The organism is Spirosoma gilvum (genome assembly GCF_054776815.1).
The window spans coordinates 61,607-79,224 of sequence record NZ_BAAHBH010000010.1 but is presented as its reverse complement, the minus strand read 5'-3'; the positions used below and the strand labels follow the sequence as shown (position 1 = coordinate 79,224).

Genomic DNA, 17,618 nt, shown 5'->3' with positions numbered 1-17,618 from the left:
AGCAAATGTATATCATAAATGATTATATAGATCACACATGATGTTTATTTTTAATTTTACATCAAAAATGATATGATGAACAAGGCTGTTGAATTGCTCAATTTGTGGGCCATCTATGAGCAAGAAAACCCCAAGGCTGATTTAGCCCAGTTTTGTCAAGCGTACTTACTGAGTCTGCAGTCCAAGGCCAGTTTAGCTACTTTTTGGCAATCTCCTGCTCCCCCAGATAAGGCTAGTTTATTGATCAAATTAATGGGTCGGGTTTCTAAGTTGCACACGCTTCAGGCCCTGGCCGCTTTTAAAGATGCTGGCCTTAACAGCTTCGATGAGTTTCTGTATCTGAGTTCAATAGCTTATATGGCCAATCCAAAGAAGACCGATGTTATTTCGGCTCACTTCAACGAGTTGTCGTCGGGCTTACTGATTCTTGACCGGCTTAAAAAATCGGGCCTGATCCTGGAACAGGGCGATGCGCTTGACAAGCGGACTAAACGGTTAAACATCACAACTAAAGGACAAACGCAATTAGCGGCCTGTTACCAGAAATTGAACCAGGTAAACCAGCAGTGCTTTGACGAACTGACTGAAGAACAATTAGATTTAGTTATTCAAGTGTTGCAACCCGTTGAGGCTACCCTGGCTCAGCAATGGATGGAAGCTAAACTAAAATAAGAATGTGGCTATCTCATGGGGGTGATTGCTCTGATCTACCCGAGCATCTGGGAGCACCATAGGCCCATAAACAAGTTTGTGACTATAAAATCTAACCATAGCGTTCGGCAATTAGTTAGCAGTTATATTCTACAGATAAGCTATAGAATTAACTCATAATTCTACTCAACGGTAGTAAGCAACCCTATGAACGATAACCAATTGAGCAGGCGCCAGATTATTGGCGGGCTGGGAAGTGGCTTAGCCGCTTCTGTACTCACAACGCCCGGAGTAGCGATGTCAAACTCAACAAACGCCATGTCAATGCCACCAGTTACGCTTGTCGATCCAACCACGAAATATCCCAAGCCTCCTTTTAATACGCCTATGCAACCCTGGCCGGGGTTGGCCAGCAAAATGAATCCCCGGCCCGATCATGGAGAAACAAGCTATAAAGGATCAGGCCGTCTGGCAGGTCGGAAAGCATTGATCACGGGAGGAGATTCGGGAATGGGACGGGCTGCGGCTATTGCCTATGCCCGCGAAGGAGCCGACGTGGCGATCAATTACCTCCCTGCCGAGGAGCCCGATGCCAAAGAAGTAATTGATTTGATCAAAAAAGAAGGACGGAAAGCGATTGCCATTCCCGGCGATATCCGAGATGAAGCTTTCTGCAAGCGGCTAGTCGATGAAGCGGTAAAGGCTCTTGGCGGTCTGGATATTCTGGTCAGCAATGCAGCCCGACAGCAACAGCGTGAATCCATTTTGGACCTCACTTCTGAAGATTTCGACGCTACCATGAAAACGAACATCTACGCGCCTTTCTGGATTATCAAAGCGGCTTTGCCACATATGCCAGCCGGATCAGCTATTATCGGAACAACCTCCGAACAAGCGTATGATCCTTCGCCTAACCTGTATGACTATGCTCAGACCAAGGCGGCTACCATGAATTTTGTTAAGTCACTGGCTAAACAGCTTGGGCCTAAAGGGATTCGGGTAAACGGGGTAGCACCAGGCCCTATCTGGACACCCTTGCAACCCAGTGGTGGGGCCACGGCGGAAAAATTAAAAAACTTTGGCGGTAATACGGCACTTGGACGGCCTGGACAACCTGCCGAACTAGCGTCCATTTATGTGCAACTGGCTGCCAATGATGGGAGCTATGCTACAGGTCAGGTATATGGAGCCGCTGGTGGTAATGGGCAACCTTAATGGGTAGCCGTATGCAACAGTTTATCTATCTACTCATTTCACTCTATTTATCAGTATTAAATTGCTTTGGGCAAACACCCCGGTTGACTGATGCTAACGCCTTGGGATGGTTCGTTTATACGGGAGATCATCAGATTGGACCAAAATGGGCAATCCATACCGAATATCAGTGGTGTCGGGCGGGCAAGCGGTTAGAAGCTCCCCAGCAACACCTGGCACGGCTGGGTCTAGTTCACACCCTAACGGATCGGCTGACGGTATCTGGAGGATATACCTATTTTCAAAGTCATCGGTATGGCGAGTACCCCGAAGTGATGGGCCGCCCAGAACCAGAAAACCGTATTTATGAAGATATTACCCTGAAAGACCAGCTAGGCCGTTTAGAGCTTGAACAGCGCATCCGGCTGGAGCAACGTTGGTTAGGCTCACGGGATCAAACCGGAGAAGGTCCCGTGCAGAAGTGGGACTATCAACACCGCATTCGCTATCAACTAGCTGTGGCGTTTCCGCTCCAGGGACCTACGATTGATGATGGGGAGTGGTACCTGAATGCTTTTGATGAGCTGTTTATTGGTTTTGGGAAAAATGTGGGTGACAATGTATTTAATCAAAACCGACTCTCGGGCGGGCTGGGTTATCAATTTACAGATAACGCCAAATTGGAACTGAACTACCTCTATCAGATCCGTCAACACGCTGATCCTGATCCAGTAGTCAAGCGGTCTGTGGTCGAGCTTAATCAGGGTTTTCGGTTGAATGTTGTTTACAACCTGGATTTTACTCGGGTTCCATAGGTGTCTCGTGCTGAGTACCCCGGCTACTAAAGAAGTTGATTATAACCGGGTCTCAAGAAGGAGCGTTTTTTGAGATCCGGTTATAATCAGGCACAGGATTAAATGGGAAAATCAATCTGTCAGATGAAGTCATGATTCGCCAATTACCCGCTAAGCGAAAGACCTACCTATATAGCTTCATTAGTTTTAGCCCGTCTCTTACAAGCTATCCAGAATGATATTAACCTTTATACGCGACAATAATATCCTGAAAGGTGGTTGCTTTTTCTCGGCCGCACCAGTGACCTGGATAAATTGACGTTGGACCAGTTAGTCCATGTTGCGCTAAGGTAGCTACTACCCACGATTCGTCGAAAGCAGTTCCTAAATCAGGGTCGAGTAGGTTAAAAATGTATCGACCTTCTAATTCATATTGGAAATTGTATTGACTATGTTTTCCGGCCATGAGCCTCCGCGACTCCTCATTGAGTAAGAAAAAAGTAGCAAAACAACGGCCACCCGGTTTAAGCACACGACTGATTTCAGCAATATACTGCGCGGTTTCCCGAACGGGCATATGAGTAAATACGGATGTTAAAAAGACGAAGTCAAAGCGATTATCTTCAAACGGAAATCGGTATTCATGAGCTTGATACTGCCCATTGGGATGGTAGTGGCTGTTATAAACATCGGCTAATTGGAAATGAAAATTGGGGAATCGGGGAGCTATTCTGTGTTGACACCAGTCAATACCCTGTTTGACAATGTCAAAGCCTTCATAGCTACCAGGCGAAGTTAAATAGTTAGTCAAGGGGACGGCCATTCTGCCAATTCCGCAGCCTATATCCAAAACAGTCTCTTCAGGTTTCAACCCACCCAGTTGGATAAAATACTGCTTGAACTCCTGCCCCACTGCTCGAAAATCACCCGCACCAATAAAGATCTTAGAACGAGGGGGTGTTAGTTTGTCCCGTAAACCAAAAAGTAACTCACTATAATCAATAACACCTGTGTAAGCTTGTTTAAGTGGCTTTTTTAATGACTGGGGAAGTAGTTGACGTAGCATAATAAACTTGAAAATTATCGGTGTGACGTATACTTAGTGTCCATGATCCCTTTTAATCAGCAAGCGGTCATCGGGAGGAATCCATGCCATAGGTGATCTTTGGCCTCTTAACAGTCGATCCAACTCCCTATTTTTCAACCACTGGCTTGATTTTATGCTGTAGTCCTTCCGTGGAAGTGGCCAGTTGGTCTCCTGGAGGAGAGGCTAATGAAGCGAAGGGTTTAGAATGGTCCTTCACCTACCCAATGCAGTAATCAAGACACACGCGAGCCAGACCTAAACTGGCGTCCTCCGTCTGATCATCCATCCGGCCCCATTCGTAGCATGGGTTACCTTAAATCGGAAACCAGGGCTCCGACCCAGTCTACAAATTTCCCTTTCAGGACTAACCAACCGGGGTTAAATCCTCGGCCAATTTCCTGTACTGAACGTAGGTCAAAATCAAGGTATTTTCTTGCAATGAATCTACCGCTAAAGCCTCTGGCGTAAGTGGCTGCATCTCCTTGCCAATCACTTCGTCAACCGTGAACGGTAGGGATAGCCGTCTTGGGCTGAATTGGTTGAAATCATTTCCTTCAGTCAGCCAACGAGGCTTATGATCTTAGTCAATGGATGGTACATCAAAGCTGGTTGATCAAAATCTATTATTGGATGATGCAAATCATCCATTGACATGAACTTAATCAGCACACTAGATGCTCCTGAATTGAATCGGCCAACTGTTCTTCTACTGTTCCTTTTTTGTAAAACAGGCTTATAACCAGGTTGCCCTACTTGGCTGTACATGGCATGGCTGCTGAGGCAATTGTATCCATTCAAATCATGCTACTTCCTGACGCTGCTCATTTTAGCGAACGAATTACAGAGAGACTTTTGGGTATTGGTTATTACAGGGTCACAACGTACCGGTTGCGATACGATTGATACTGGTGGAGAAGATATTCATTCAGGATTTTGCCATGTGGCCGATTTACGGGAGCAATTGATGAAAACACTAATCAGAAGAATCGGTATTACCGGAGTAGTCATAGCGATAGTCTGGACGATCCTTACCATATGGGCTGAAAGTGCTGGACCGAAACGAAGCTGGAAGTTGGGAAGTCCGACGGCTCAAAAAAAAGTGTTGATAGTCTATGACCCTGATCCCTTCTACAATTTGGATCAACAGATAAGTTGCTCGTTTGGGCAGGCCCTAGCCGATCATGGTCTTTCCGTATGGATTGCCAGCGTAGCAGCGATAGACACAAATACCCAGTTCGTTGACAGCTACGTGTTTTGTGCTAATACCTACAATTGGCGTCCTGATTGGGTTGTTAGTGGTTTTATCCGACAGCTTGATGGATTAGCCGGTAAGCCCGTGGTAGCGATTACCCTAGGAGCGGGATCAACAGAAGCTTCTCAAAAAGCTTTAGAGAAAGCAATAGAAGAAAAGAAGGGTATGTTACTGGATTCGCGCTGTTTCTGGGCCGCCAAACCGAATGATGAAACCCGTATAAACGAATCGAATAGCCAGGTTGCGGTTTCCATGGCTTATGAATGGGGAGAAAAAATAGCCGAACAGATTAAGCATCAAAGGTAAAGCCCTTGAAGGTTTCTACTTCTATGCTTTAATGACAAACGCTTTCAATTGAGCCATCTTGCCGTCCCGAAATTGCCAAACATCGCAGTAGGAATAGGTAGCTGCCTCACCAGTTTCATCGTTGAGATGGATTCGACCAATGGCTGTAACAAAATCGCCCTCCGCTATGAAATGGTCAACCATAAATTGAGGAGGTTCTATCTACGTAAGCAGTAGCCATCCATTGCCGAGCCAATATCATTCGGCAGCCCTACCCGTCCCACAGCCGTTATGCCTGCGACAAAAGTTCGTTTCTCCGCGAATCCTGCATGGTGCTGCCCCAAAATCATCAGCGTTCCGCCATGGGTTTTGCTCACAATCGTATAACAGCTCATTGCGGGTTGAGAGCCAGGCTAAGGGGCGGCTTGTCGAACGTAACCGGTTACTCCTCGTCGGTCAACGATTTACCGGTAACCATGTAGTACAAGTCCGACTCGGAGAGTTTAGAGAAAGACCCCGTTTTGCCCTGATGCACCGGTGCAACCTGATAGAGAGGATTGTCCATCGACTCGGTCGACAGCTTCTGGATGGCGTAGGTGCGCACCTGGTCAGCACCCATGGTTAAATCGACCTCGAACAACAGGGGGTCTTCCGTGATAATGGTTAGGCGACTCACGCATGCATTGGTGTTGGACATGACGGGCGTCTGTTCTCGATAAGCCGTTGACAGGTAGCGAAGGATCGGGCTCTGGTTTTCCATAGTGGGACTAATATAGTCAGTAAAGTCTTGGGTGGGTAGCAAATAAGGGAGCTGAATCTAAAACCTAGTGGGTTTATAAAGAGGGGTTGATGAGAGAGGGAGTCCTTCTGCCCATCGCCTTAAGAAATTAAGACAGAGCCCTGCTCGTCTAATGCACTGATGTCCAAGCCGATACCCAGCACCCAACTCAACACGCTTGCCCCGCCCTCCCGAACGACACCTATGATCAGAATACTACTAAAAACTCTAAAAACTAGCCAATGACTGTAGATAGAGATTTAGCGTATACGCTGTTTTTTGTCGACACTAGATCCGAAGTCAGAGCTGGCGATTGTAACTCATATTAAAATATATTAATAAAATTGTACTATATTTACAAATAGTTATCTATTATGTAACCTTAAAATAGAATGCTATTCCGAATTAGTTTACTTGTTCTCCTTAGGTTTTATCTTTCCTTTCCCGCCTGGGCGCAGCATCAACCGGTTCGTTTCACCCACTTAACGACGAATGATGGATTATCCCAAAATACGGTAACCTGCATTTTGCAAGACCATCGGGGGTATATGTGGTTTGGCACCCAGGATGGACTTAATAAATTTGACGGCTACACCTATACGCTCTACCGCAATGACCCACGGAACCCGTCTAGTATCGGACATAGCTATATTCATACTCTTTTTGAGGATAGACAGGGACGACTTTGGGTCGGTACTGATGATGGGGGCTTGAGCCTATTTGATCCGAATACCGATGGGTTTACTAATTTCAAATACGATCCCGCCAGTAAAAATAGCCTCAGCCATAATAAAGTCCAGGCCATTACCCAGGATGTTCAGGGCTACCTGTGGATCGGTACGGAAGGGGGCGGCTTAAATCGATTTAATCCGGCCACGGGCTCTTTTACCCAGTATACGCATCAGCCATCCAATCCGGCCAGCTTAAGTGATAACTTTATCCGTACTCTTTGCCTTGATCGAACCGGTGCCTTGTGGATCGGAACGGCTGATCATGGGGTAGATCAATTTAATCCGGCCACGGGCTCCTTCACCCACTATAGCCATAACCCGGCCGATAGGCACTCCCTGAGTCACAATCAGGTCAATACCTGTTATGTCGATTCAAAAGGACAACTGTGGGTAGGCACCGAAGGAGGTGGATTAAATCGATTTCACGCGTCCACAGGCACGTTTATACACTACCGACAATCCGCCCCTAAGCCTTATCAACTCACTCATGATGATGTGGTGGCGCTGGTCGAAGATAAAGAACATAACCTATGGATCGGTACCCGCAATGGGGGCATCAATGTACTTCATCCCCAAGGGCAGTTTACCTATTTTACCTATAATGAAGCCGATAGTGATGGGCTCAATAATGGCTCTATCTATGCCCTGTTTCGAGATCGTACGGGAACGATGTGGGTGGGTACGTATGCGGGTGGTATCAATAAGCTGGACGCAGCCCCGCAAAACTTTCGACTGTATGAACGGAGTCCGGCCAATACCAACCGTCTGACCAACCCTAATATTCTAGCCATTCGGGAAGATCGGCAGGGCAATCTATGGCTGGGTACCGATGGCGGTGGTTTAAATGTGTTACGAAAGGGACAGAGCGTTTTTCAGGCATACAGGCACTCCAGCTCACCCACCAGCCTGGGTAGCGATTATGTGCTGACGCTTCAGGAAGACGCTCAGCAGCTATGGGTGGGTTGTTTCAAAGGAGGCCTATGCCTGTTGGACAGGGCCAGGGGCACGTTTCAGGCCAAAGGGAACTTCAACAAACTCAGTATTAGTGCCATCTTACCGGCCCGAAACGGGCTTTTCTGGTTAGGTACGTTTGAGGAAGGGCTCATCCAGTATAATCCCAAAACCGGGGCGGTTGTGCGTTACCCGCCTAATTCGGACCGGACGGATCAACTCAACTGCCCCATCATTACGACCTTATGGGAAGATCAGCAGGGAGCAATCTGGATTGGTACGGAAGGGGGCGGCATCAATATCTTTCATCCTACCACGCATACGTTCACCCACTATCAGCATGAGGAGAAAAAGCTTACTAGTTTAAGTAGTAACTTAGTAACGGCGATATTTGCGAGTTCAACCGGCCAGCTCTGGATCGGCACGCATGGTGGATTAAATCGGTTTGATGCCCAATCGCAAACGTTTACCAGCTTTCGCCAGTCAGATGGTTTGCCCAATGAGGTTATTCAGGGCATTCTGGAAGATGATCGGGGCATGCTCTGGCTAAGTACCAACAAAGGCTTGACCTCCTTTAACCCCAAGACGCATACCTTCCATAGCTTTGATGCCAGTGATGGCTTACAGGGCCGTTCCTTTAACCGAATGGCCAGTTTTAAAAGTCAGAGTGGACAACTATTTTTCGGTGGTTCAGCGGGTCTCAACAGTTTTTATCCGGATCGTATTCGCTATAACCCAGCCATTCCACCGGTCTACATTACGGACTTGCAGATTTTTAATAAGTCCGTGCACGTACAGGATAAGAACTCCCCCTTAACGAAGCCTATTGATGAGACCCACGAGTTGACCCTATCCTATAAGCAGTCGGTGATCTCCTTTGGTTTTGCCGCTCTCAATTATACCATGCCGGCCAGTAATCAATATGCCTATACCCTGGAAGGCTTTGATCAGGGCTGGATTCGGGCGGGTACCCAGCGCTCAGCAACCTACACCAATTTGGATCCAGGCGACTACGTGTTCCGGGTTAAAGCCTCCAATAACGACGGAGTCTGGAATTCGGTAGGTGCCTCCCTCACCCTGCATATTATTCCGCCCTTCTGGCAAACCTGGTGGTTTAGAACGCTACTGGTTCTTCTAGGACTAGGCAGTGTCTACGGGCTTTACCGGCTGCGCGTTAGTCGCTTAAAGCAACGACAGATTTTCTTACAACAGCAGATTCGGGAGCGTACCCAGGAAGTCAACCAGCAGAAACATGAATTGCTGGAGCAAGCTCAACACTTACAGATCCTGAACGAACAGTTACAGCAGCAGTCGGCGCAGGAGCAGCAGGCCCGCCAGGAAGCAGAGTTGGCCAATAAAGCTAAAAGTGTCTTTCTGGCTACGATGAGCCATGAAATTCGTACACCCATGAATGGGGTCATCGGCATGACGTCCCTGCTGGAAGAAACACCCCTTTCGGATGAGCAGCGGGAATATACCGATACCATTCGGAGTTGTGGCGAAAGTTTATTAGGGGTCATTAATGACATCCTTGATTTTTCCAAGATTGAATCCGGTCACCTGGAACTTGAACAGCAGGACATCAACCTGAGGAATTGTATTGAGGAGGTGCTGGACATGTTTGCCGGCAAAGCAGCCCAGATTGGCTTGGATCTGATTTATCAAATCGATCCCCAAGTGCCTTCCCAGATCATGGGTGACAGTTTGCGTCTGCGACAGATTCTGATCAATCTGGTAGGTAATGCGATTAAATTTACCCACCAGGGGGAAATCCTCATCAGCGTCCATTGCGCGGCCCGATGGGGCGAGGAGGCCATCGAATTAGCCTTTTCGGTACGCGATACGGGGATTGGCATTCCCCCCGATAAAATCGATCGGCTCTTCAAAGCCTTTTCTCAGGTCGATTCATCCCATACCCGTCAGTACGGCGGAACGGGCTTGGGTTTGGTAATCAGTCAGCGGCTGATCGCGCTTATGGGTGGGGATATTCAGGTAGAAAGTGAAGTAGGGAAAGGCACTGTATTTCTGTTTACTATCCGAAGCCAGGTCAGTCATCAACTTACCCAGCACTATATGTATGCTCATTTGGCTGACCAGGCGGGCAAGGCCGTATTACTGGTGGATGATAACCAGACTAACCGGACCATTTTGAAGACGCAACTTGAGTACATGCAGTTGCAGCCTACTGTGGCTAGCTCAGGCCAGCAGGCGCTGGACATTCTGCGACAGGGGCACTCATATAGTTTGGTCATCACGGATCGACAGATGCCCCAGATGGATGGCATTGAGCTGGCTCAACACATAAAAACCATGCATCCCGACCTCCCCATCATTCTGCTCAGCTCCATGGGAGACGAGAGCCGAAAAATGCATGCGGACTTATTTTCGGCCATATTGACCAAACCCATCCACCAGCAACCCTTTGTCCAGTTGATTCAGCAGGCCCTGCAGGCGAAACCCATCGTGGCCCGTCCGGCCGCCAACCGCCAAGAGCCTATCTACACGCAGGACTTTGCTCAGCAATTTCCGTTGCGTATCCTGATTGCGGAAGATGCGCCGGTCAACGTGAAGCTACTGGTTCGGGTACTTAATAAATTAGGCTATTCCCCAGCTGTGGCTAGTAATGGATACGAAGTACTGGAAAGTTTACCGCAGGGCTTTGATTTAATCCTGATGGACGTTCAGATGCCGGAGATGGATGGCCTGGAAGCCACGCGCAGGATTCGGCAGCAGTCCATCGATCAGCCCTGGATTATTGCTTTGACGGCGAATGCCATGCAGGAAGACCGGCAGCTTTGTTTAGAGGCAGGCATGAATGACTACATCACCAAACCACCCGCTATGGCTTTATTAAAGCAGTCACTCCAGCAGGTAAGCCTTACCCGTCACCCAGGCAAACTGCTGGCCGAGAAGTAATGAGCCAAAGTACGAAACGACAAGCTAAACCCTGTTTCGGTAAACGCCCGAAATGCGGGTACGTCAATCTTTCTTCATCTCAGGTGGGAGTGTATTTTGAGACTGCAAGTTTTTAATGACTGTCGACTCCGGTTAGTGGCGCCCGAAATCGGCTACCTTTATTTTAGGCTTCCCATCCCCCCATCGACGCCGATGACTTGCCCCGTGATCCAATTGGCCTGGTCAGAAAGCAGATAGGCCGCCATGTTGGCAATGTCGTCCGGGGTACCTACCCGGCTCAGAGGATGACGCTTGTTGGCAGCCTCGCGCCGTTCGTCGGTATTAAGCAGTTTTTGCGCCAGCGGGGTATTGATCAGCGAAGGAGCAACCGCATTGACCCGAATCTGGATCGGGGCAAATTCAGCAGCCAGGGATTTGACCATCCCCTCCACGGCCGACTTGGCAATCGACACCGACGAATGCAGGCCCATCCCCAGTTTAGCCGCTACGGTACTAAATAACACGATACTGCTGCCTTTAGCCTGTTTTAAGGCCGGAAAAGCTGCGTGAACAGCCGAAATCGCCCCGAGTACGTTGACGTCTAAATCCTGACGATAGTCGTCGAGGGTGAGCCGCTGGAAGGTTTTTAGATTAATTGTGCCCGGACAGTACACCAAGCCGTGCAGCACATCGGGGAGTTGATTAAGCGCATCGGCTGCGGGGCTCTGGGTGACATCCCAAGTCATATGGGTGGAGCTAATGCCCAGGGGTGCTCGCCGTCCGGCCGTAAATAGGGCAACTCCCTGGGTTTGCAAATGAGTAGCCAACGCATGACCGATTCCCGAGCTGGCTCCGACAATCAGTATATTTTTCTTGTTCATAAGCATGACGGTTTAGGGTCATCTATTTAAAGGCGTGTGGAATCAGAAAGTTTAGCAACAGTCAAAAAACTAGAGGTATATGGGTGCAAAATGGCTATAAATTAAGATCCGCAGTTATGGTCCTGCTTTTGCTATACCCATACAAAATCACCTGATCGTCTACAGTCAAGTGTGAGTGGGACTCAATCGCATAGTTTGAGCTTTTTATGACACTGGCGTCGATCTTTATCCATTCCAATCGCTCCTGGTAAGGTTCGTTAAGTATATATAGAAACCTAACGCAACTTTTACGTTTCGTTAACATTCTTTTACCAGCCCACCAATACATCTTAGCACTTAGACGGGTAGGTTTGTGGCCCACCGCAGTGGTTGACAGGCGTTGGTTGAAAAAAGAAAACGTATGAACTACACCCGTGTATATGCTCTGTTTTTGATGTTTGTTTTCTGCACTTCCTGTGGGCAAAACCAAACAAACCTGCCACAAGATGACATCAAGACCGAAATTAAAGATATAGGGCCTAACATAATGGTTCGAAATATAAAAAAAGGCAGAAATGGCACCATTTTGATGGCTGGACCCAACAACGCATCATTTGGGGATGTGTTTCGATACGACCCTTCCAGGGCCGGGGAAAAATCGTTTATTAACCTGACCAGTAAACTAGGTCAACACATATTCTGGGATGTCCTGGAAGATCGACAAGGAAATAGTTGGTTCGCTACTACTGATTCAGGCGTCTATTATGACAATGGCAAATCCATTCAACATTTCACGACCACTCAGGGACTTGCCAGTAATCGAGTTACGTCTATTTATGAAGATAAAGCCGGCATTATCTGGTTCGGCACTGCAGGTGGAGTAAGTCGTTACGATCCCAGCCAGGCAGTCGGGAAATCGTTTCAAAATTTTACATCCCCGAACGCCCCACTGTTTTATAAAGAAGGACAATGGAATCATGATATTCATACAATCCTTGAAGATAAAACCGGGAAATTGTGGGTTGGTACAAGGGGCGACGCCTTTGTTTATGACGGGAAAAAATTTACCACGTTAACCCATAAAGGCGAACCTTTTCTCGACGTTTGGGCCATACTGGAAGATAGCAAAGGGGTTATTTGGCTCAGCGGTTACAATGGCTTTAAAGGAGGCCATCGACCCGGTGGCCTCTATCGCTATGACGGCAGTGGCTTTACCAAGGTATCAGAACGAGGTGCCTATGCTATCATCCAGGATATAAAAGGAAACATCTGGACTACTGGCCCGGTAAATCCTGCTAACTGGACGGTCCAGGCACTTTCCCGGTATGATGCAAAGTCCTTATATAGCAATGAGCCTACGGTAACCGAAATAAAGTCAGGAAGGGCATTTCTGGGGCTTTTGGCAGCTACCGATGGCAGTATTTGGTTTGGCGATGCGACCGGCGTATATCGGTATGATGGAAAGACCATCACGGACTTTTATAATAAAGAGGGTCAGAAAAAATATAGCATCGATACGAAGCAAAGTGTTGTCGTCTGGAAAGGGTCCAGGCTACTTGGTGGATGGGAAGGCACTACGTTTCTTGGTGATGGTACCAGCACGGGAAATGTCGATATAAAAAAAGGAGAATTATTGATCGAATCGGATCGCCTAAGCGACCGTCATCTGGTAGGTGGCACCATTGAAGTCGACATGAATACCATTGAAAATTTTGTTGATCAACGTTCACTCAATCAATTACCTGCCTTTTTTGATGTCAAAAAATTCCCTGTTTCTACGTTCGCCATTACGAAGGTTGAAACAGGGAATGATGCAAATAAACGAGTTCCAACTGATGGAAGTATAAGAGTTAATGAAGGAAATATAAAAGTGACAGGCAACCTGACCCTTGAAGGTATCACGAAGGCCGTTACGTTTCCAGCCAAACTGCTTTTTAAGGACGGCATGGACGGCACTGTCGAGATGAATGGCACGCTCATCATTGATCGAACCGATTGGGGTATCGATTATGGATCAGAAAAGCACTTTTATCAGTCGGGTGATGCCATTTTGGACGAGGTTAAACTCCTAATCAAAGTCGTAGCGAAAAAAGTAAATAGGTAGCAGGGTTAAGTAAAGGCAGTCGACTTGTGAATGGGCTAAATTCGGTTTGTACTTCTAAGTACAAAGTAAGTAGTTCACCCTCCGCTGATACGCGCTCTATTGGCAAAGTCCCCTCACCCACCGTTTTAGGTAAGAGCAGCGCTACCAAATTACCTGTTTTGCTATCGAGCCCATAGATGCCGAAATAGTTATCATCACCGGTAGAGGTCGTCAGCGCATAAGTCAAGTCAGGTGTATAGAGATAGCCATCTACGTTGACCTGAAACCCACCCAGGGCCTGCGTAGTAGATTGAGCCGGAGTTGCCTGAGTGGTTCCAGGTGAAGTTGGGGTTGTGTTTGTGGTTTGAGTCGGCATCACATCGTCAGACTTTTTGCGGCATGAGCACAGACAAAGGAGAGAAGACACTGTGAGTAGGATAACCAGATTAGCCGTTTTCATGACGGGCTGATCACGCTGAATAACCATGCCCGACTGCCAACTATCAGCTAACCGAAGTTGCCCATGCGCCAGATTTCCAAACAATCCGGCGATGAATGCAAGCGCCCAGCCAATTTCTCCGGATACACTACGCTTCATGACTGGATAACCTGGCTTTTCGCAGGTTCGTCTACTGATACGTAGTCGATGGCTTTGGGTTTGAGTCCAATCAGTTGCATAATCAGTGCCCCCACGACAATAATGGCCAACCAGGCAAAACTGGAACCCAGACCACCGGCATCCGTCGATTTACCCATCCAATCGGTTACCAGTGCGCCCGCAAAAACACCCGTCATGTTCATCAGTCCATAAGCAGTTGCCCGGCGACTCGCTGGCACAAACTGACAGAGAATAGGCATGTTGTTGGCATCGAACATCCCAAAACCGATCCCAAAACACAGTGCGGCTCCCAGTACGTGAACCAGCGAGCTACCATAGCCCAGTAGCATCAGGGCGGGAATGGTCAGCGCAAGTCCCATCGCACTGGTGTAGATACGCCCCCGCAGATTGGTTTGCACCCACCGATCAGATAGAATTCCGCCCAGAATGACGCCCAGAAAGGAAGAAACGGCAATGCTGATGGTTGAGAGTGGACCCGCACGGGTCATGTCGATGTCCAAATTCGTTGCAAACAAAGTTGGTAACCAGTTTTTGGTTGCCCAGCCTGGTAAACTGGGAATGGCATAAATCAGGAGAATAACCCAGAACGATGGATTACGGAGTAATATACCCAAGCTTTTCCAGGGTGAATCCGCTCTTTTAACCGTTACGGTCTCTGACTGAGAGGAATGAGAACCCCGACTCGTTTCTCGAAGAAAAAGACTTAAGACTACTGCATAAACCAGCCCCGCCAGGCCAAATACCTGAAAGGCAAGTTGCCAGGAGTAGGTACCAGCCAATGTAGCGCCGAACCCCCCAAGTGCCTGACCTGCGTATAGGCCTGTCATGTGGATACCCACCGCCAGTGAACGTGTACGGGAGGTATGATAATCAGCTATCAGGGCCAGGCCGGCCGGAATGTACAAAGCCTCGCTAATTCCCATGATGGCACGCAGGCCGTACAACTGAGTAAACGTAGTGGTATATCCCATCGAGAATGTAACACCCGACCAGACCGCCAAACTGCCGACAATCAGCCATTTTCGGCTGAAACGATCCGCAATCAGGCCAGATACTGGACTCATCAGCCCGTAAATCCAGAGAAAAATAGCCATAAGCCGGCCGAAATTAGTAGCCGATTGCAGCGCCTGAATATCCACCTGCATGGATGGGCGCATGGTCGCCAGCATCTGCCGATCCATATAATTTAACATCGCTACTACCCAGAGCAGTCCCACGACGACCCAAGTATAGGTTTGGCTATTTGTTGTCGACTTGCCCACAGGCTCAGGGATTAACAGGGGTGATTGTTCGAATAGCAGATGTGCGGATACCAGGTGAAATTTCGCCGGAGGGTAGGACAAAAGAGGCTCCCCAGCGAACAGCCGTGGTCGTAACTGGTGCCGAAAAAGGCATTTGACCGACAACTGACCATTGCTGTGTATCGGTTCGGTATTGCCAAATTTCCCTTCGAAACCCGGGATGATTGGCTTGCAAATCGTTTCGCTGCGCTACCCACGTTGCCTGTTCAGGATGGTTCGGTTCTTGCCTGATCCGGTTGTTTAGCGCTTCAATTTGGCGGAGTCGTTCCCCATCGTCACCACCAAAGAGCAGGAGTCGATTGTCTCCTAAGTTAGCGACTACATGGGCCGCAACGGCAACTGGCAAGTCAGGTAGCCGTGTCCATGTGTTCTGCCTGGGAAAATACTGGTACATATCACCTAAAACCGTTGTCTGGTTAGCAATTGTTTGACGCCCGCCCAAGACAAACAGGCTGGGAGTTTCGGATTGTGCTAATGCAACCAGTGCCATAAAAGCCCGAGCAGGTCCTGGTAGTTCGGCACGGGATTGCCAGCCAGTTTTCGGATTCAGCAGATTTAATACAAACAAACTTCTGACTACGCCCTGACTCGATTCTCCACCAAACACGTATAGATCGTCGCCCAAAACAGCCGCCGACAAATTCGCTAATGGCTGGGGTAAATTGGGTAACGAGTCGATACGTATTTTTTGAGACGTAGTATCCCAGGTCAGCGAGAAAACGTCTGTATACAGTTTTTCAGCGTTATTACCGCCCAGGCAAATCAGCTTCTCCTTCCAGACCGCCGACCCACCATAAGCTACAGGGCTTTTTAAGTTACCAGCCTGCCGCCAGTGCGTCGACTGGCCGGGCTGCGGGAGTACATAAATGGCGGATTGCCAGGCTTTCACCCCGTTCTGCCACGGGTAGCCATCGGGGAAGTTAGCGCCACCCGCCAGTAGTAAGGCCCCCTGACTGATACCTGCAAAAGCACCTGCTACGCCTGGATTCGGCCTACCGCTTATGTCGGGCAAGTTCGGCAGTTGATCATACCGAAATGAGGTCTGTGCCTTTGTGATTTGATGAGCTACTAGACTGATCATGAGCCATAAGGTTATAGGCCAGTTTTTCATTTTATCTCAGACCATTACCGGCATCTGCGACGCCTGCGCATAAAAATCGATAGCCTGCAAGTCAGTTAGAAAAGCCTGATACTGCTCGTCCGTCATGTTTGAAACCGGCAATCTGAACTGACCGCAATCCAGCCCAATCGCGCGCATGTAGGCTTTTCCCGTCGCAATCCCCCCGTACTTACCCAGCAGCCGGACAATCGCTATGGACTGATCCTGCATGTGTTGTGCTCTGACCAGATCACCGGCATCAAAAGCCGCCATCAACTCATGATATACCGGCGCTGCATAGTTGAACGTACTGCCAACTGCTCCGCGCGCACCCATTGCCATAGCACCCAGAAAAATTTCGTCCCAACCCCACAGGATATCGTAGCGGCCTTCCTCGAAGAGCAGGCAACGGCGGTAATCCATCAAATCGTTATGGGTGAATTTGATACCCCGGAAATTCGGCAATCGTCCATCAATACAGGCCAGAAAATCAACCATGGGCAGATTAACGCCCGTCAGGGCGGGGATGTGGTAAAAATATAAGCCAATGTCTGGCACCGCTTCTCCAATCCCGATGCAGAACTGGGTTAGCATCTCTACGTTGGCAGGTTTAAAATAGAAGGGAGCCAGCACGGCTATGGCATCGAACTGGTGCCTGGCAGCTTCTTTTGCCAACAGTATGCTTTCGGCCTGTGAAGTACCGCCCACCAGCATGATTTTCTGCAATTCCGGCTCATCAACAGCGCCCCATGCCTGAATCAACGCCCGTTTTTCGGGATAGGAAAGCGATACGCCTTCGCCCGTCGATCCACCGACAAAGGCACCTTTCACCCCGTTTTGAACCAGTAAGCGAGCATATTGGGGAATCAGGTCGAGGTTAAGCTCTCCGTTGGGGTGCATCGGAGTAAACGGGGCCGCAACCAGACCAGTGATTTTTGAAATAGTTGTCATTTGTATGATTAATTCGGTCAGTGTAGATTTCTCCGAAGAAATCCCCGGATAAATGCCTAATTACCAACCTATTGTGAATATTTTCTA

15 protein-coding genes are annotated in these 17,618 nt (G+C 48.5%); 6 read left to right on the top strand and 9 right to left on the bottom strand.

What is annotated here, in order from left to right; translation table 11 throughout:
- Positions 1-72 precede the first annotated feature (72 nt).
- From ACYVFD_RS24530 to ACYVFD_RS24520, 3 genes are all read left to right on the top strand, one after another.
- Positions 73-672, top strand: coding sequence for a MarR family winged helix-turn-helix transcriptional regulator (locus ACYVFD_RS24530; RefSeq protein ID WP_461093148.1), 600 nt, complete (start codon positions 73-75; stop codon positions 670-672).
- A 186-nt stretch (positions 673-858) separates the two neighbouring features.
- Positions 859-1,866: an SDR family oxidoreductase gene (locus ACYVFD_RS24525; RefSeq protein ID WP_461093147.1), complete on the top strand. Its 1,008-nt coding sequence runs from the start codon at positions 859-861 to the stop codon at positions 1,864-1,866.
- Between the two features lie 11 nt (positions 1,867-1,877).
- On the top strand, positions 1,878-2,660 hold the full coding sequence (locus ACYVFD_RS24520; protein WP_461093146.1) for a DUF2490 domain-containing protein: 783 nt from the start codon (positions 1,878-1,880) through the stop codon (positions 2,658-2,660).
- A 220-nt stretch (positions 2,661-2,880) separates the two neighbouring features.
- On the opposite strand, the gene ACYVFD_RS24515 is transcribed toward ACYVFD_RS24520, so the two are convergent.
- Complete coding sequence (locus ACYVFD_RS24515) at positions 2,881-3,705, bottom strand: class I SAM-dependent methyltransferase (RefSeq protein WP_461093145.1); 825 nt, start codon at positions 3,703-3,705, stop codon at positions 2,881-2,883.
- Positions 3,706-4,489: 784 nt separating this feature from the next.
- Here ACYVFD_RS24515 and ACYVFD_RS24510 point away from each other — a divergent pair.
- Positions 4,490-5,284 carry a hypothetical protein gene (locus ACYVFD_RS24510; RefSeq protein WP_461093144.1) on the top strand — a complete coding sequence of 265 codons (795 nt, stop codon included), beginning with the start codon at positions 4,490-4,492 and terminating at the stop codon, positions 5,282-5,284.
- Between the two features lie 21 nt (positions 5,285-5,305).
- Here the strand turns inward: ACYVFD_RS24510 and ACYVFD_RS24505 are convergent, their stop codons facing one another.
- Genes ACYVFD_RS24505 through ACYVFD_RS24495 form a run of 3 tightly spaced genes read right to left on the bottom strand, consistent with a single transcriptional unit; the run spans position 5,306 to position 6,023 of the window.
- On the bottom strand, positions 5,306-5,467 hold the full coding sequence (locus ACYVFD_RS24505) for a nuclear transport factor 2 family protein (protein ID WP_461093143.1): 162 nt from the start codon (positions 5,465-5,467) through the stop codon (positions 5,306-5,308).
- A 14-nt stretch (positions 5,468-5,481) separates the two neighbouring features.
- Positions 5,482-5,658, bottom strand: coding sequence for a hypothetical protein (locus ACYVFD_RS24500; RefSeq protein ID WP_461093142.1), 177 nt, complete (start codon positions 5,656-5,658; stop codon positions 5,482-5,484).
- Positions 5,659-5,705: 47 nt separating this feature from the next.
- Positions 5,706-6,023, bottom strand: coding sequence for a hypothetical protein (locus ACYVFD_RS24495; protein ID WP_461093141.1), 318 nt, complete (start codon positions 6,021-6,023; stop codon positions 5,706-5,708).
- 410 nt (positions 6,024-6,433) lie between these two features.
- On the opposite strand from ACYVFD_RS24495, the gene ACYVFD_RS24490 reads away from it, so the two are divergent.
- Positions 6,434-10,639 (top strand): hybrid sensor histidine kinase/response regulator, encoded by a 4,206-nt coding sequence (locus ACYVFD_RS24490; protein ID WP_461093140.1) that lies wholly within the window; start codon positions 6,434-6,436, stop codon positions 10,637-10,639.
- Between the two features lie 158 nt (positions 10,640-10,797).
- Here the strand turns inward: ACYVFD_RS24490 and ACYVFD_RS24485 are convergent, their stop codons facing one another.
- Complete coding sequence (locus ACYVFD_RS24485; protein ID WP_461093139.1) at positions 10,798-11,499, bottom strand: SDR family NAD(P)-dependent oxidoreductase; 702 nt, start codon at positions 11,497-11,499, stop codon at positions 10,798-10,800.
- Positions 11,500-11,899: 400 nt separating this feature from the next.
- Here ACYVFD_RS24485 and ACYVFD_RS24480 point away from each other — a divergent pair, with 400 nt between their 5' ends.
- The gene (locus ACYVFD_RS24480) at positions 11,900-13,582 is read left to right on the top strand and encodes a YceI family protein (RefSeq protein ID WP_461093138.1); all 1,683 of its coding nucleotides are present in this window, start codon (positions 11,900-11,902) and stop codon (positions 13,580-13,582) included.
- On the opposite strand, the gene ACYVFD_RS24475 is transcribed toward ACYVFD_RS24480, so the two are convergent.
- From ACYVFD_RS24475 to ACYVFD_RS24460, 4 genes are read right to left on the bottom strand one after another with little or no spacing between them, the layout of a single operon-like run.
- Positions 13,551-14,159, bottom strand: coding sequence for a hypothetical protein (locus ACYVFD_RS24475; protein WP_461093137.1), 609 nt, complete (start codon positions 14,157-14,159; stop codon positions 13,551-13,553). The genes ACYVFD_RS24480 and ACYVFD_RS24475 overlap by 32 nt on opposite strands.
- A complete protein-coding gene (locus ACYVFD_RS24470; RefSeq protein WP_461093136.1) occupies positions 14,156-15,442 on the bottom strand; it encodes an MFS transporter in 1,287 nt (428 codons plus the stop codon). Before ACYVFD_RS24470 ends, ACYVFD_RS24475 begins: the two co-directional genes overlap by 4 nt.
- A 4-nt stretch (positions 15,443-15,446) precedes the next feature.
- The gene (locus tag ACYVFD_RS24465) at positions 15,447-16,562 is read right to left on the bottom strand and encodes a Kelch repeat-containing protein (protein ID WP_461093135.1); all 1,116 of its coding nucleotides are present in this window, start codon (positions 16,560-16,562) and stop codon (positions 15,447-15,449) included.
- A gap of 36 nt (positions 16,563-16,598) precedes the next feature.
- On the bottom strand, positions 16,599-17,531 hold the full coding sequence (locus ACYVFD_RS24460) for a dihydrodipicolinate synthase family protein (RefSeq protein WP_461093134.1): 933 nt from the start codon (positions 17,529-17,531) through the stop codon (positions 16,599-16,601).
- Positions 17,532-17,618: the final 87 nt, after the last annotated feature.